The sequence below is a fragment of the Piscicoccus intestinalis NBRC 104926 genome (assembly GCF_001515525.1).
GTDB lineage: Bacteria > Actinomycetota > Actinomycetes > Actinomycetales > Dermatophilaceae > Kineosphaera > Kineosphaera intestinalis.
The window spans coordinates 1-16311 of record NZ_BCNQ01000062.1; the positions used below are offsets into that span (position 1 = coordinate 1).

Sequence of the window (16311 nt, forward strand, 5' to 3'; positions counted from 1 at the left end):
GGCGGCTACCCGGCCCGCCCGACCGACCGACTGCCAACCCGACCGACCCGACCGTCCCGACCGCGGGACGATCGGGACGACCGGCCCGCCCGACCCAACCGACCGACCCGCCAACCGTCCCAGGACGATCGGCACGACCGACCGCCAACCGCCCCGGCACGACCGACCCGACCGAACCGCCCGAACCCGACCCGACCGGCACCACACCGGAGCCTCGAGGAGCCCGCAGCGATGAACGACGAACAACGCGCAGTGACCCGCCGCGGCGGGCTGGACACCTCGATCCGCACCGCACCGATCTGGGCAGCGGTGCTCGCGGCCACGCGCACCGCGTTCGGCGACGACGCCTCGCTGCGGGTCGTCGACCTCGGCGGCGGCTCCGGCGGGCTGGCCGTGCCGCTGGCCGAGCTGGGGCACGAGGTGACGGTCGTCGACCCGAGTCCCGACGCGCTGGCGTCGCTGGAGCGTCGCGCGCGGGAGGTCGGGGTCGCGGAGCGGATCGTCGCGGTGCAGGGCGACGCCGCCACCCTGCCCGACCTCGTGCCCGCCGGCGCGGTCGACCTGGTCACCTGCCACGGGGTGCTCGAGGTGCTCGACGACGACGCCGCGATCGCGGCCGCCGCGCACTCCCTCGCCGGGGCGCTCGCACCGGGCGGCATCCTCAGCCTCGTCGTCGCCCAGCGCCTGGCCGCCGTGCTGGCCCGCGCGCTCGCGGGCCGCTTCGAGCAGGCCGAGGCCGTGTTGACCAGCGTCGACGGCCGCTGGGGCGCCGGCGACCCGATGCCGCGCCGGTTCGACGCCGAGCAGGTGAGTGACCTGCTGACCGACGCCGGCCTGGAGGTCGTGCAGACCCACGGTGTGCGGCTCTTCGGCGACCTCGTGCCCGCCGCGATGGTCGACACCGAGGCCGACCGCGCCGCCCTGCTGCACCTGGAGCAGGTCATCGCCGACCACCCCGCCTACGCCGTGCTCGGGCGACTCGGCGCCGCGTTGCACGCGGTGGCCAGGCGGCCCGCCTCCCCGTGAGCCGCCGCCAGTTCAGCGCCCCGACGCTGTCGGCGCCCGGCCCGCCGGACGACACCGGCTGCGGCATCCTGCACGTCGATATGGACGCCTTCTACGCCTCGGCGTCGCTGCTGGCGCGCCCCGAGCTGCGCGGCACCCCGGTCATCATCGGCGGCGGCACCCGCGGCGTCGTGCTCTCCGCCACCTACGAGGCCCGCCGCTTCGGCGTGACCGCGGCGATGCCGATGTCCCGCGCCCGCCGGCTGTGCCCGCAGGCCACGGTCATCGGCCCCGACCACGAGCTGTACGCCCGCATCTCGAAGGCCGTCATGGCCACCTTCGCCCAGCTCACCCCGCTGGTCGAGCCGCTGAGCCTCGACGAGGCGTTCCTCGACGTCTCCGGCGCCGTGCGCCGCCTCGGCCCACCGGCCACGATCGCCCAGCAGCTGCGCGACACGATCGCCGACGAGCAGGGCGTGACGTGCTCGGTGGGGGTCGCGCCGAGCAAGTTCGTCGCCAAGCTCGCCTCCGGGCTGGCCAAGCCCGACGGACTCATCGTCGTGCCCGTCGACGAGGTCGTCGGCTTCGTCCAGCAGCTGCCGGTCGCCGCCCTGTGGGGAGTCGGTGAGCGCACCGAGGAGGAACTGCACCGCCTCGGGCTGCGCACCGTCGCCGACATCGCCCACACCCCGGTCGGCACGCTGCGCCGCGCCCTCGGCGAGAACGGCGCCGCGCTGCACGAACTGGCCTGGGGCCGCGACCCCCGCCGCGTCACCCCGGTGCACCGCGAACGCAGCGTCGGCTCCGACGAGACGTTCGCCTACGACATCGACGACCCGGCCGAGATCCACCGGCGGCTGCTGCGGCTGTCCGAACGCACCGCCGCCCGGGCCCGCGCCGCCGGGGTCATGGGGCGAACCGTCTCCCTCAAGGTGAGGTTCAGCGACTTCACGACGATCACGCGGGCCCGCACGCTGCGCGATCCCACCGACGTCAGCCGCGACCTCTACGAGACCGCCCGCGCCCTTTTCGACGCCCTCGGGTTGCACCGGGCCCGGCTGCGCCTCGTCGGCGTGCGTCTCGAGGGGCTCGTCGACCGGGAGAACGCCCCCGTGCAAGGCGTCCTCGACGAACGCGAACACGGTTGGCGCGACGCCGATCTCGCGATCGACCGGGCCAGCGCACGGTTCGGAGCCGGGGTGGTCCGGCCCGCGAGCCTCGTCGGGCTGCGCGGCCGTGGCGACAAAAGCGGCGACAAAGGTGGCGATCGTGGCCCAGACCGAGACGCGCCGGCGCCCCGCGGCGATCCTGAGCCCGACCGAGCCCGGCTCTGAGCCCGACCGTGAGCCCGACCGTGAGCCCGACCCGCGACGGTCGTGAACGAGCACGGATCGGGAACCAACGGCTCCCCTCGAACGTCCACCCCTTACCACGCTGCCCACCTGGCTAACTAGGCCTCGTCGGCATATCCTGGTATCCACTCTGTTTTCCGTCGCACGAGGCGATGGGAACATCGTCGGTTCGCGCGCCGCGGCGCCCGGCATCGGGTCGTCACCCGCGCGACCACCGAACGATGACTCGGGCATTTAGGAGGTCCCCGTGCCACTCTCCGAGCATGAGCAGAAGCTGCTCGAACAAATGGAGCGTGCGCTCTATGCAGAGGATCCTCGCTTCGCCAGTCAGATGAAGGGCAGTGCCCACTCGCCCAACCGCCGCCGGATCATCGTCGGCGCCGTGGTCGCGGTCGTCGGCCTCGCGCTCGTCGTCGCCGGCGTGGCCACCGAGATCATCCCGCTCGGCGTGCTCGGCTTCGTCGCCATGGTCGGCGGCGTCGCCTGGGCCGCCACCCCGGCCCGCAAGGGCGGCGACCTCAAGGTCGTCAAGGGTGAGGGCCAGCAGCGCGCCGCCACCACCGCCGGTCGCCCCAAGGGCCGTCGCGGCGGCAAGCCGGGCCCGAAGTCCCCTGGCAAGTCCTCCGGTGGGTCGTTCACCCAGCGCATGGAGGACCGGTGGGACAAGCGCCGTCAGGACGGTCAAGGCTTCTGACACCTCTGCGGCGGCGCCGGGAGCCCACCCGGGAGCCGCCACCGAACGCAGCTGAAGAACGACGAAGGGCCGGCTCCACCGGAGCCGGCCCTTTCGTCTGCCCTCGAATCACCTAGCCGCCGCACGAGCGAAGCCACCCCGGAGGGCGCGGGCCTCGTCAGACGAGAACCCGCCACACGCCGATGGCGAACGCCCCGGCGATGAGCATGCCGGTGACGAGTTCGATGCCGTAGCTGACGGCGGCGGCCTTGACGGCGTGTTTGGTCGAGCCCCACGCGCGGTCGCTGCCGACGCGCATCAGTTCGGCGAGGTAGACCCCGAGCACGAAGCCGATCGGCAGACCGAGCACCGGGATGACGAAGAACCCGACGAGACCCAGGATCAGCCCGAAGACCGTCGAGCGGTTCGGCACCCCGGCGGTGCGAAGCTGCCGCCCGGGGATGAGGTACTGCAGCAGCCACCCGGCGATCGCCAGCGCGGACGCCAGGACCAGCACGATCCAGGCCGCGGCGTGCTGCACGAACAGAGCCCAGACGAGCACGGCTCCCCAGATCAGGATGAGACCGGGGAGCACGGGAATAGCAATGCCCGCGAGGCCGACGAGTATCGCCAACCCCGCGAGCACGCTGACAGTGATGTTCACGAGACGTATGTTCTTGTCGTTGGAGGTTCGATCAGGATCGTCGGCGAGGGCTGGTGTGAGCCGTCAGTCGAGGGCGGTCGATTCGTGCAGTCGGTCGGACTCGTCGTGGATATCGACCGCCACGTCCTGCAGCTTGGGCAGGTGCTCTCGCCCATGGTGCGCGCAGAACAGCAGTTCGCCACCGGTCGCCAGACGCGCGCGGACGTACGCCTGGGCGCCGCACCGGTCACAGCGGTCGGCCGAGGTCAGGGGTGTTGCAAGAGCAGCGCTCACGTCAGCCTTCCATCTCTTCCGTGGGAACCGGCACACCACGGCGGTGTGCGCTTCGTAGTTCCTTTGCACCAATAGCAACAGTCAAGCATGCGCGGAACTTCCCCGGCGTCTCACACCGCCATCCGGACGAAGCGTTGACGAGATCGAAACACGGTGCTCACCCGCCGTCACCTGCGTGAAATACCCGTCGTCCGACAACCTGTGGCGAGAGTCACCGCGCGCCGCACCGGGCGCGTCGCGGCCGGTGCGGGCCGCGTGCCGAGGCCCGGTCGGGTGTGCCTGCGCGGAGCCGACGGCCGCGCGCGCTAGCCTGACCGGCGACCCACGTCCGCCCCCAGCGAAGGAGAGCGCCTGTGCCCGCCGCGAATACCGACTACACGGCCCGGCATCTGCAGGTGCTCGAGGGCCTGGAGGCGGTGCGCAAGCGCCCGGGCATGTACATCGGCTCGACCGACTCGCGCGGGCTCATGCACTGCCTGTGGGAGGTCATCGACAACGCCGTCGACGAGGCCCTCGGCGGGCACGCCGCCTCGATCGACGTGGTGCTCTACGACGACGGCTCGGTCGAGGTCCGCGACGACGGGCGCGGCATCCCGGTCGACGTCGAGCCGCGCACCGGGCTGTCCGGTGTGGAGGTCGTGTTCACCAAGCTGCACGCCGGCGGCAAGTTCGGCGGCGGCTCGTACACCGCCTCCGGGGGGTTGCACGGGGTCGGCGCCTCGGTCGTCAACGCGCTCTCGGAGCGGCTCGACGTCGAGGTCGACCGCGGCGGCAAGACGTACCTCATGAGCTTTCGCCGCGGCGAGCCCGGGGTGTTCGACGACTCGGCCGGTCGGTCTCCGAGCTCGCCGTTCACGCCGTTCGTCGAGGGCAGCGAGTTGCGGGTCGTCGGCAAGACCAAGCGCGGCGCGCACGGCTCGCGCGTGCGCTACTGGGCCGACAGCCAGGTCTTCCTGCGCGACGCGGCGTTTTCGTACGAGGAGCTGGCCGGTCGGGCCCGGCAGACGAGCTTTCTCGTGCCCGGGCTGCGGATCGCGTTGCGGGACGAGCGAACCGACGCTCCCGGTGCGGTTCCGGACGACGCGCAGACAGCGGCCGCTGAGGCGGCCGGGCCGCGCGAGGAGGTCTTCGTCCACGACGGCGGGATCACGGAGTTCTGCGAGTACCTCGCGCCGGACCCGGCGGTGACCGACGTGTGGCGGCTCACCGGCTCCGGGCAGTTCACGGAGACGGTGCCGGTGCTCGACGAGCGCGGCCACATGTCGCCGACCGAGGTGACCCGCGAGTGCGGCGTCGACATCGCGCTGCGGTGGGGCACCGGGTACGACACGAGGGTGCGCTCGTTCGTCAACATCATCGCCACCCCCAAGGGCGGCACCCACGTCGCGGGCTTCGAGCAGGCGTTGCTGCGCACGGTCCGCAAGCAGGTCGAGGCGCGCTCGCGGGCGCTGAAGGTCGGCAACGACAAGCTCGAGCGCGACGACGTGACGGCGGGGCTCACCGCGGTCGTCACCGTGCGGCTCGCCGAGCCGCAGTTCGAGGGGCAGACCAAGGAGGTGCTCGGCACCGCGGCCGTGCGCGCCATCGTCGCGCGGGTGCTCGACAAGGAGCTGGCCGCGCGGCTGACGTCGACCAAGCGCGACGACAAGGCCCAGAGCAGCGCGGTGCTCGAGAAGGTCGTCGCGGAGATGAAGGCCCGCGTCTCCGCCCGCCAGCACAAGGAGAACCAGCGGCGCAAGTCGGCGCTGGAGTCCTCGACGCTGCCGACCAAGCTGTACGACTGCCGCACCACCGACGTCGAGCGCACCGAGCTGTTCATCGTCGAGGGAGACAGCGCGATGGGCACCGCGAAGGCGGCCCGTTCGAGCGAGTTCCAGGCGCTGCTCCCGATCCGCGGCAAGATCCTCAACGTGCAGAAGGCCTCGGTGGGCGACATGCTGCGCAACGCCGAGTGCGCGGCGATCATCCAGGTCATCGGCGCCGGCTCCGGGCGCAGTTTCGACGTCGACGCGGCCCGCTACGGCAAGGTCATCATCATGACCGACGCCGACGTCGACGGCGCCCACATCCGCACGCTGCTGCTCACGCTGTTCTTCCGGTACATGCGCCCGCTCGTGGAGGCGGGCCGGGTGTTCGCGGCCGTGCCGCCGCTGCACCGCATCGAGGTCGTCAACAACGGCTCGGCGAAGAACGACCTCATCTACACGTACAACGAGGCGGAGATGCGGCGCACGGTGACGTCGCTGCACAAGCGCGGCAAGCGGATCAAGGAGCCGATGCAGCGTTACAAGGGCCTCGGCGAGATGGACGCCGAGCAGCTGCGCGACACGACGATGGACCCGCGGCACCGGCTGCTGCGGCGGGTCACCCTCGCCGACGCCGAGCGCGCCGAGCAGGTGTTCGACCTGCTCATGGGCACCGACGTCGCGCCGCGCAAGGACTTCATCGTCGACTCCGCGCACCGGCTCGACTCCGAGCGCATCGACGCCTGAGGCGACCCAGCCGCCACCAGCCGTCACCAGCCGCCACCGGACGCGTCAGACGCCTTAGTCGTCGAGCGGCTCGACGTCGTAGAACTGCGACGGCCCGAGGTCGGCGCCGCAGGAGGCGGGCCGGTCGACCGGGTCGGTGCGGGTGCGCACCGCGAGCAGCCGCTTGCGGGCGTGCGGGGCGGGCGGGTGCACGGCGACGACCTGGTGATCCGGGCGGTGCCGCGGGTCGCCGGGCTGCAGGCTCGCGCCGGTGGAGGCCCGCAGGTCGGCGACGTCCCAGCGGGCGCGGGCGTAGGCGTCCGCGGCCTGCAGCACTGCGGGCAGGTGGGCCAGGCCGCGCAGGTGCGTCGCGTCGCGCAGCGAGTCGGGCAGCGTGCCGGCGGGGGAGTCGAGCAGCTCGCGCCCGGTGGGCTCGTCGAGGCGCGCGAGGGTCAGGCCGGAGGGCAGGCCGACGCCGGTGGGGGCGAAGCGGTGGCCGCCGGTGTGGGTGCACTCCCAGACGCGGTCGGGCACCGCCTCGTGCAGGCGGGCGGCCAGCGGCAGGCCGCGGAACGCGCAGCAGCGGTCGCGCTTGGCGTTGGTGCACACGAGCAGCACGCCGAGGCGCTGCGGACGCAGCCGGGCGACGAGACCGAGCGGCGCGGTGGGCGCGTGCCCCTCGGCGAGCTCGCGCCAGGGCAGCCGCAGCAGCTCGGCCGGGTCGTCGATCTCGCCGGTCAGCAGCAGCGGCGAGCCCTGCGGCATGCCGACCGCGAGGTAGATGCGCCGCGGCCGGCTCGCGCGATGCCCGTCGTGGACCGGGGCGTCGGCCGACGACCCGGGCTTGCGGATGAGCAGCGTGCGCCCGCCGGCCCGCGCGGTGCGTTGCTCGAGTTCGGCGCCGAGGGCCGGGTCGAGCCGGGAGGCGGTGAGCGCGTTGCGCCCCCACGGCCCCGGCTGCTCGAGGGCGAGCCAGAACGCGGCCTGGGAGGCGGTGCCCCAGGCCGGCAGGTCGCCGTCGTCCCACCGAGCCGAGCAGGACTGCGGGGGCAGGCGCCGGTCGGCGGGGCGCGTCGCTGGGAGTGCGGTCATCGGCGCCAGGTTAGCTCTACCTAACCCGGCGCGCCGATCGAGGGCCGCTCACGCGGCGGGCACCCGCCCGCGCATGGCGAGGGAGTGGAAGAGCCCGCCGAGGAGGGCGCCGATGATCCAGGCGAACCCGGCCAGCGGGGCGAGGGCCACGACCCAGACCGTCGCCACCGAGAACACGGCGGCCAGGGCGAAGGCCCCGATCGCGCGTAGGTTCCAGCCGCGGTCGAACCAGTACGTGCCCTCGGGCCGGGTGGTGTAGAGGTCGGCGAGCACCAGGTGCGAGCGGCGCAGCAGGTAGTAGTCGGCGACGATGATCCCGTACAGCGGCGCCAGCACCGCCCCGAGGGTGTCGACGAAGGTCGGCAGGCCGATCCGCGAGATCGTCGAGACCCACAGGGCGCCGATGACGAATCCCGCGGCGCCGGTGATGATCCCGGCGGTGCGAAAGCTGATGCGGGCGGGGTTGACGTTGCTCAGCGAGTACGCCGGCGGGATGAAGTTCGCGACGACGTTGATGCCGAGGGTCGCCAGCAGCAGCGTGATCGCCGCGACGATCGTCAGCCACACGTTGTCGGCCTGCCCGACGATCTCGGCCGGGTTCGTCAGCGGCTCGCCCTGACCGCCCTGGTAGACGATGTAGGCGCCGGCGGTGATGAACACCGACAGGAACGTGAACAGCGCGAGGCTGATGATCAGGCCCGTCGTGTTGCCCAGCCGCATCGCGGAGTCGGTGCGCACGTTGCGCGCGAAGTCGCCGAAGTTGATGACGACCGCCGCGAAGTAGGCCACCATCGTGCCGACCACCGAGACGAACGCGCCGACGGCCGCGAAGCCGGTGACCTCGGAGTTGGAGAAGACCGAGCCGACGGCGTCGACGAGGTCGGAGCCGGCCCGGCTCCAGATCGCCACGAGCAGCGCGATCATCACGACGTAGACGGCCGGGCCCACGATGTTGAGGAAGCCGGCGATCTTCTCGATGCCGCCGAGGAACAGGTAGATCTGCAGCGCCGAGGCGACCACGTACGACACCCAGTCGACCCACGTCATGCCGAGGAACAGCCCGCCGGGGGTGCCGAGCACGGCGTTGAGCGCGAGCGCGACGGCGGTCGAGGCGAAGTACGTCTGCGCGCCGTACCAGAAGATCGCGACGACGGCCCGCACGACCGCCGGGAACTGGGCGCCGTGCACGCCCATCGACGCCCGCGCGAGCACCGGGTACGGGACGCCGTACTTGACGCTCGGGCGACCGGCGAGGTCGCACAGCACCTTGATGATGAGCCCGGCGAGCAGCACCGCCGCGAACACCCACCACCCGCTGATGCCCGCGGTGATGAACAGGCTCGCCGCGAGCGTGTACCCGGCCAGCGACTGGATGTCGTTGGACCACACGTTGAAGATCTCGAACCAGCCCCACGAGCGGCGGGACCGCGGCAGCGGGGCCAGGTCGGCGTTGAACAGGGCGGGATCGCCCGCGGAGACGGTGGCGGCGGGGTCGCCGTCGTCGACGTGAGTGGTCACCGGGGCCTCGTTTCTGGGGGCGGTTCGGGGCGGCGGGGCAGGTGCTCGCCGCCGCACCCGACGGACGTGGCGGCCGCGTCGCCGGTGCGGCCGCGTGGCGCGACGCTAGGGAAGGCGCGTGCCACGCGCAAGGGTTCACCTGCGGATATATCCACGCGGAGCTGTGCGGTCGAGGCCGGCGGCCTCCCTGGCGAGGCGGGTGCCGACGGGAGATGCGTGGGGGGCGCCGGGCGGATGCGGCATGTCACGAGCCGGACACGATTCGCGGCATGATGCCCACCTTCGTGTGGACGGATGAGCCGCGTGGCGGCACGCTATCCGCCATGACCGCACATGACTCCTCCGCGACCACGGCCCCCGACGAGGGCCGGGGCGGCGAACCCGGCCTCGTCCGGCGGATCGGGCCCGGCCTGCTCCTGCTGTTCATCGTCGGCGACATCCTCGGCACCGGCGTGTACGCCCTGACCGGGAAGGTGGCCGCCGAGGTCGGCGGGGCGGTCTGGCTCCCGTTCCTGTGCGCCTTCATCGTCGCGATGCTCACCGCGTGCAGCTACCTGGAGCTGGTGACGAAGTACCCGAAGGCCGGCGGCGCCGCCGTCTACACGCACAAGGCCTTCGGGGTGCACTTCATCACGTTCATCGTCGCGTTCACCGTCATGTGTTCGGGCCTGACCTCGGCCTCCAGCGCCTCGAAGGCGTTCGCCGGCAACTTCAACGAGGTCGCCGGGTTCGGCGAGGGGGCGGCCACGCTCATCGTGGCGCTCGCGTTCATGACCGTCATCGCCGCCGTCAACTTCCGCGGCGTCGCCGAGAGCGTCAAGCTCAACGTCGTGCTGACGATCGTCGAGCTCACCGGTCTGCTCATCATCATCGCGATCGGCGCCTGGGCGATCATGCAGGGGATGGGCGACACGTCCCGGCTCACGCAGATCTCCTTCCCCGAGGGGGAGAACGCGTTCGGCGCCGTGACCGCCGCCACCGCGCTCGCGTTCTTCGCGATGGTCGGCTTCGAGGACTCGGTGAACATGGCCGAGGAGACGAAGGACCCGTCGCGGATCTTCCCGAAGATCATGCTCACCGGCCTGACGATCACCGGCGTCATCTACGTGCTCGTCGCGATCTCCTCGGTGACGCTGGTCGCGCCGGCCGACCTCGGCGAGGGGGAGGCGCCGCTGCTCAAGGTCGTCGCCGCCGGCGCCCCGGCCTTCCCGGTCGGCATCTTCGCGTTCATCACGATGTTCGCCGTCGCCAACTCGGCCCTGATCAACATGCTCATGGCCTCCCGACTCCTGTACGGCATGGCGCACGAGGAGGTGCTGCCGCGGCCCCTGGGCAAGGTGCACCCGGGCCGGCGCACCCCGTACGTGTCGATCATCTTCACGACGCTCATCGCGTTCGGTCTCATCTGGTTCGCCGACCTGGCCACCCTCGGTGGCACGACCTCGTTCCTGCTGCTGTGCGTGTTCACGGTCGTCAACATCGCCGTCCTCGTGCTGCGCAAGGACCGCGTGGAGCACAAGCACTTCAAGTGCCCGACGATCGTGGCCGTGCTCGGCGCGATCCTGTGCGCCTACCTCGCCAGTCCCCTGTCGGGTCGCGACGGCCAGGACTACGTCGTCGGCGGCGTCCTGCTCGTCATCGGCATCGTGCTGTGGGCGCTGACGTGGTTCGTCAACCGCGCCGTCTACTCCAAGCCGACGTACGCGCACCACCCCGAGGCGCTCGGCGGCAACGTCGACGACGACGTGCGCTGAACCCCCTGGGGGCGGCAGGATCTGACGGACAGGGGTCCGTCACACCCGGAACGCCCCAGAACGCCCCCAGGAGCCGATGTGGCCGGTCGCGACACCGCGCGCACCATGCTCGCCGCGAGCGGGCTCACGGTGCTCGGGGCCATCGCGCCCTTCCTGCTCGGCGCCCAGGCCGTGCTCATCCAGCGCGACCTGGGCTTCGGGCCGGCCCGCCTCGGCCTGGCCGTCAGCGTCTTCTTCGCGACGGCGGCGCTCGCGACGATCCTCGGAGTCGGTGCGCTGCTGCGGCTCGGACCGCGCCTCGGGCTCGTGCTCGCCGGCACGCTCGTGGCCCTCGGCCACGCCGTCATCGGCCTCCTCGCCCAGAGCTGGTGGGCGCTGGTCGCCGCGATGGCCGTACTCGGGCTCGCCAACGCCGCGTGCCAGGGCAACGCCAACGCGGCCGTCGCCACCGCCCTGCCCTCGCACCGGCGCGGCCTGGGGTTCGGGATCAAGCAGAGCGCGGTGCCGGCCGCGATCATGTTCGGCGGTCTGGCCGTGCCCACGACCACCGTGCTGTTCGGGTGGCGCAGCACGTTTCTCATCGTCGGCGCGGTCGGCCTGTTCGTCATCCTCGTCGGGCTCCTGCGCCCGCCGCCGCCCGCGGCCGTCTCCGCGCCGGTGGCCGATCAGGAGCCGCCGGACCGGGCGCCCCGCGGTCCGCTGCTGCTGTGCGGGGTCGCGATCACGTTCGCCAGCGCGAGCGCCAACTTTCTCGGGGCCTACCTGGCGAGCTGGGCGCACGGGGTGGGCCTGAACGTCGAGCAGGCGGGTCTGCTGCTCGCGGTCGGCTCCGGTAGCTCGGTGCTCATGCGCATCCTGCTCGGGCACCGGGCCGACCACCGGTACGGGGCCAACCTGCCGATCGTCGCCGGCATGATCCTGACCGGGGCGCTCTGCCTGGCCCTCATCGGCGCGCTGCCACACGTGTGGGCGGTCGTCGTCTTCGGCTTCCTCGCCTTCGCGATCGGCTGGTCGTGGCCGGGCCTGTTCCTGTTCGCCGTCGCGCGGGTCGGGCGCGACTCCCCGACGCAGGCGTCCTCGGTCATCCAGGCCGGGGCGTTCGTCGGCGGCGCGCTCGGGCCCGCGCTGTTCGGCCTCGTCGTCTCCGCCGTCGGGTTCGAGATCTCCTGGTACGTGGCCTCGTTCGCGTTCCTCGTCGCCGCCGCTCTGGTGCTGGCGGCGCGGCGCGGCTTCCGGCTCGACCTGCGCAACCGGCCTCCGGCGCAGCCGTTCGGCTACGGCGGCGGGCACGACGCCCCGCGGTTCACCACGGATCCGCCGCTGTAGGTCGGCGCTCGCGGGCTTGGGGGGCCATCAACCGCGCGGGTCGTGGACGGCCTACGGAGCCGGTTCCGCTGGCAATATCAGCCCATGGCCTCCTCCTACGTCCTCGCGATCGACCAGGGCACGACGAGTTCGCGTGCCATCGTCTTCGACCACGACGGGCGGCTCGTCGCCACCGGGCAGTTGGAGCACGAGCAGATCTTCCCGCGGGCCGGGTGGGTCGAGCACGATCCGATGGAGATCTGGAAGAACGTGCGGGAGGCGGTGGCGCAGGCCCTCGCGCGCGCCGACGTCAACCGTGACCAGATCGAGGCGGTCGGCATCACGAACCAGCGCGAGACGACCGTCGTGTGGGACAAGAACACCGGCAAGCCGGTCTACAACGCGATCGTCTGGCAGGACACCCGCACCCAGAAGATCTGCGACCGGCTCGCCGAGGACGGCGGCATCGACCGGTTCAAGGAGCGCACCGGGCTGCCGCTGGCGACGTACTTCGCCGGGCCGAAGATCGCGTGGATCCTCGAGAACGTCAACGGCGCCCGCAAGGCCGCGGAGGCCGGTGACCTGCTGTTCGGCACCACCGACTCCTGGGTGCTGTGGAACATGACGGGCGGCACGAGCGGCGGCATCCACGTCACCGACGTCACGAACGCCTCCCGCACGATGCTCATGAACATCGACACCCTCGACTGGAACGAGGACATCTGCGCGACGATGGGTGTGCCGCCGTCGATGCTGCCGCAGATCAAATCGTCTTCGCAGGTCTACGGCGAGGGCCGGGAGCGGGGCGTGCTGGCGGGCCGCCCGATCGCCGGCATCCTCGGCGACCAGCAGGCCGCGACCTTCGGCCAAGCGTGTTTCCAGCGCGGCATGGGCAAGAACACGTACGGCACCGGCTCCTTCATGCTCATCAACACCGGCCGGGAGGCGGTGCGCAGCAAGAACGGGCTGCTGACGACCGTCGCGTACCAGGTCGGCAGCCGCGACCCGGTGTACGCGCTCGAGGGTTCGATCGCGGTCACCGGCTCCCTGGTGCAGTGGGTGCGCGACAACCTGGGGCTCATCGGCAGCGCCGAGGAGATCGAGACCCTCGCGCTCAGCGTCGACGACAACGGCGGCGCGTACTTCGTGCCCGCGTTCTCGGGGTTGTTCGCGCCGTACTGGCGCCCCGACGCCCGCGGCGCCCTCGTCGGCCTGACCCGCTACGTCAGCAAGGGCCACCTCGCGCGGGCGGTGCTGGAGGCCACGGCGTTCCAGACCGCGGAGGTCGTGCACGCGATGAACGCCGACGCGACCGTCGAGCTCAAGGAGCTCAAGGTCGACGGCGGCATGACGGCCAACGAAACTCTCATGCAGTTTCAGGCCGACATCCTCGGCGTCGACGTGGTGCGCCCGGAGGTCACCGAGACGACCGCGCTCGGCGCCGCGTACGCCGCCGGCATCGCGGTCGGCTTCTGGGACGGGCAGAAGGACGCCGCGACCAACTGGCGCGAGGGCGAACGCTGGCGCCCCCGCATGAAGCCCGCCGAGCGCGAGCGCCTGATGCGCAACTGGAAGAAGGCCGTCACCAAGACCCTCGACTGGGTCGATGACGACGTGCTGTGAGCCGCCGCGACCCGGTCGAACGGTGACCCGCCGCGGCCCGGATCTGCCGGGCTTCTCCTGTCTGACTCGGCAGCGGCCACCGCGCTGTAAGACGTCACCGGGCGGCTGACAGACTGGCGGGCATGACCTCTCCCGCCTCCCTCGACTGGATCCGTCGACTGGTCGCCATCGACACGACCAGCCGCGATTCGAACCTCGAGCTCATCGACGTCGTCGCCGCGCACCTGCGCGAGCACGGTCTGGAGCCGCACATCTTTCCTGACGAGACCGGCGCCAAGGCCAACCTCGTCGTGACGATCCCGGCGGCCGACGGGTCGGTCTCCGGGGGAGTGGTGCTGTCGGGACATACCGACGTCGTGCCGGTCGACGGGCAGGAGTGGAGCAGCGACCCGTTCGACGCGCAGGTGCGCGACGGCCGCCTCTACGGCCGCGGCACCGCCGACATGAAGGCGTTCAGCGCGGTCGTGCTGCACCTGCTGCCGCAGCTGCGGGAGGCCGAGCTGGCCGAGCCGATCCACCTCGCGCTCTCCTACGACGAGGAGGTCGGCTGCCTCGGCGGCGCGCACATCGTCAAGCAGATCGCCGACCTCGGGCTCTCCCCGCGCGCCGCGATCGTCGGGGAGCCGACGAGCATGCGCGTCATCAAGGCGCACAAGTCGATGAACGTGCTGCGCGTGACGTTCGCCGGCGTCGCCGCGCACTCCTCGCTGACCAACGAGGGCGTCAACGCCGTCGAGTACGCCGCCCGCCTCATCACCTACCTGCGGGAACGCGCCGACGAGTGGCGCTCGCAGGGTCCCTTCGACGACGCCTTCGTCGTGCCCTACACGACGGCCAGCGTCAACATGGTCTCCGGCGGCACCGCGAACAACATCGTGCCCCAGCGCTGCGAGGTGACCTGCGAGTTCCGCACGATCGGGGCCGTCGACCCCGCCGACGTCATCGCCGACGTGCGCGCCCGCGCCGCCGAGCTGGAGACGCAGATGCGCGCCGAGAACGAGCGCGCCTCGGTCTCGGTCGACGTGCTCGCGCAGGTGCCCGGCCTCGACGCCGCCCCCGACACCCCCGCCGGCCGGTTGGCGGTGTCGCTCGGCGCGCTCGACTGCGACGACAAGGTCACCTACGGCACGGAGGCGGGTCAGTTCGCCGGCTCCGGCATCGAGACCGTCGTGTGCGGCCCGGGCGACATCGCCCAGGCCCACGGCCCCGACGAGTACATCGAACTGAGCCAGATCGAGGCCTGCGAGGTCTTCGTCCTGCGGCTCGCGCAGCAGCTCTCGCAGGGTGCGGAGGCCGCCCGGTGAGCTCCGCGCAGCACGTGCAGTGGGCCCCCGACCAGCGGCGCACCGCCCGCAAGGCGGTCGTCGCCGCCTCCCTGGGCAACGCCCTGGAGTGGTTCGACATCATCGTGTACGCCTTCATGGCGCCGGTGATCAGCAGGCTGTTCTTTCCCGAGCTGCCCGACCCGTGGGGGCTGGTCATCACCTTCGGGCTGTTCGGCGTCTCCTACCTCGTCCGCCCGATCGGGGCGATCGTGCTCGGCGCGTACGGCGACAAGCACGGCCGCAAGGCGGCGCTCACCCTGACGATCGCCCTCATGACGCTCGGCGTGGCGCTCATGGCGTTCGCGCCGACGTACGCCGCCATCGGCATCGGCGCGCCGCTGCTCATCGTCGTCTCCCGGCTCATCCAGGGCTTCTCCGCGGGCGGCGAATTCGGTTCCGCGACGGCCTTCATGACCGAGAACGCCCCCGACCGCAAGGCCTTCTACGCCTCGTGGCAGGTGGCCACCCAGGGCGCGTCGATGTTCATGGCGGCCACGGCCGGCTTCCTGCTCAACACACTGGTGGACCAGCAGACGCTGCACGACTGGGCGTGGCGGCTGCCGTTCGTCTTCGGCATGCTCATCGGCCCGGTCGGCCTGTGGATCCGCCTGCACATGGACGACACCCCGGAGTTCGCGCAGTCGACCACGGACGACTCGCCGCTGGCGACGACCTTCCGCTGGCACTTCCCGCTCGTGCTCACCGCGGCCGCCTGCGTCGGCCTGGCGACGATGAGCGTCTACCTCATCACGTACCTGCCGACGTTCGCGCAACGCAATCTCGGGCTGCCGCCGTGGAGTGGGTACGCGGGCGCTCTGGTGGCCGGCCTCATCGCGCTCGTCGGGTCGCCGTTCATCGGCATGCTCGCCGACCGCATCGGCCAGACCCGCATCATGCTCACCGCGGCGGTCGTCGGGCTCGTCGTGGCCTACCCGATGTTCGCGCTGCTCACCGGCGCGCCGAGCGTGACCACGCTCATCGTCGCCGAGATCGTCATCGGCGCCCTCATGGCCGCGTACTTCGCGCCCCTGCCGTCGCTGCTCGCGGCGATGTTCCCGGTGCAGGTGCGCACGACCGGCATGTCGCTGGCGTACAACATCGGCGTGACGCTGCTCGGCGGGTTCGCCCCGACGATCCTCGCGTGGCTCGTCACCTACAACCTGCAGGCGCCGAGCTTCTACTACATCGCGGTCGCGGCGCTCTCCATCGCCGGGCTGCTCATCGCTCGGCGGGTGTACGGGCAGCGCTGAGTCGGC

General features: G+C 71.8%; 13 protein-coding genes. 9 read left to right on the plus strand and 4 right to left on the minus strand.

The features are described 5' to 3' along the window. Positions 1–231 precede the first annotated feature (231 nt). The 3 genes from PINTE_RS11195 to PINTE_RS11205 all read left to right on the plus strand — a co-directional run bounded on the left by PINTE_RS11195 (position 232) and on the right by PINTE_RS11205 (position 3051). Positions 232–1026 carry a methyltransferase domain-containing protein gene (locus tag PINTE_RS11195; RefSeq protein ID WP_068430299.1) on the plus strand — a complete coding sequence of 265 codons (795 nt, stop codon included), beginning with the start codon at positions 232–234 and terminating at the stop codon, positions 1024–1026. Further along, positions 1023–2339: a DNA polymerase IV gene (gene dinB, locus PINTE_RS11200; RefSeq protein WP_068430302.1), complete on the plus strand. Its 1317-nt coding sequence runs from the start codon at positions 1023–1025 to the stop codon at positions 2337–2339. Before PINTE_RS11195 ends, dinB begins: the two co-directional genes overlap by 4 nt. 265 nt (positions 2340–2604) lie before the next feature. After that, positions 2605–3051, plus strand: coding sequence for an SCO2097 family morphological protein (locus tag PINTE_RS11205; protein WP_068430305.1), 447 nt, complete (start codon positions 2605–2607; stop codon positions 3049–3051). A 157-nt stretch (positions 3052–3208) separates the two neighbouring features. Here the strand turns inward: PINTE_RS11205 and PINTE_RS11210 are convergent, their stop codons facing one another. Together PINTE_RS11210 and PINTE_RS11215 are read right to left on the minus strand one after the other, a co-directional pair. Beyond that, positions 3209–3694, minus strand: a complete 486-nt coding sequence (locus PINTE_RS11210; protein WP_068430308.1) for a DUF456 domain-containing protein — start codon at positions 3692–3694, stop codon at positions 3209–3211. Between the two features lie 63 nt (positions 3695–3757). Continuing rightward, positions 3758–3967 (minus strand): DUF7455 domain-containing protein, encoded by a 210-nt coding sequence (locus tag PINTE_RS11215; protein ID WP_068430312.1) that lies wholly within the window; start codon positions 3965–3967, stop codon positions 3758–3760. Between the two features lie 353 nt (positions 3968–4320). Here PINTE_RS11215 and PINTE_RS11220 point away from each other — a divergent pair, with 353 nt between their 5' ends. Further along, positions 4321–6459: a DNA gyrase/topoisomerase IV subunit B gene (locus tag PINTE_RS11220; RefSeq protein ID WP_068430315.1), complete on the plus strand. Its 2139-nt coding sequence runs from the start codon at positions 4321–4323 to the stop codon at positions 6457–6459. A 54-nt stretch (positions 6460–6513) separates the two neighbouring features. Here the strand turns inward: PINTE_RS11220 and PINTE_RS11225 are convergent, their stop codons facing one another. Together PINTE_RS11225 and PINTE_RS11230 are read right to left on the minus strand one after the other, a co-directional pair. Beyond that, complete coding sequence (locus PINTE_RS11225; protein WP_068430318.1) at positions 6514–7530, minus strand: ferredoxin family protein; 1017 nt, start codon at positions 7528–7530, stop codon at positions 6514–6516. A 48-nt stretch (positions 7531–7578) separates the two neighbouring features. Then, positions 7579–9048: an NCS1 family nucleobase:cation symporter-1 gene (locus tag PINTE_RS11230; protein ID WP_068430321.1), complete on the minus strand. Its 1470-nt coding sequence runs from the start codon at positions 9046–9048 to the stop codon at positions 7579–7581. Positions 9049–9371: 323 nt separating this feature from the next. Between PINTE_RS11230 and PINTE_RS11235 the strand changes: the two genes are divergently transcribed. From PINTE_RS11235 to PINTE_RS11255, 5 genes are all read left to right on the plus strand, one after another. After that, entirely contained in the window at positions 9372–10802 is a 1431-nt protein-coding gene (locus tag PINTE_RS11235; RefSeq protein ID WP_068430359.1) for an APC family permease, read from the plus strand. A gap of 78 nt (positions 10803–10880) precedes the next feature. Continuing rightward, positions 10881–12128 (plus strand): MFS transporter, encoded by a 1248-nt coding sequence (locus PINTE_RS11240; RefSeq protein ID WP_068430324.1) that lies wholly within the window; start codon positions 10881–10883, stop codon positions 12126–12128. Between the two features lie 84 nt (positions 12129–12212). Continuing rightward, a complete protein-coding gene (gene glpK / locus PINTE_RS11245) occupies positions 12213–13730 on the plus strand; it encodes a glycerol kinase GlpK (protein ID WP_068430327.1) in 1518 nt (505 codons plus the stop codon). Positions 13731–13852: 122 nt separating this feature from the next. Next, entirely contained in the window at positions 13853–15034 is a 1182-nt protein-coding gene (argE, locus tag PINTE_RS11250) for an acetylornithine deacetylase (RefSeq protein WP_068430330.1), read from the plus strand. Beyond that, positions 15031–16305 (plus strand): MFS transporter, encoded by a 1275-nt coding sequence (locus tag PINTE_RS11255; protein WP_068430333.1) that lies wholly within the window; start codon positions 15031–15033, stop codon positions 16303–16305. Before argE ends, PINTE_RS11255 begins: the two co-directional genes overlap by 4 nt. Positions 16306–16311 lie beyond the last annotated feature (6 nt).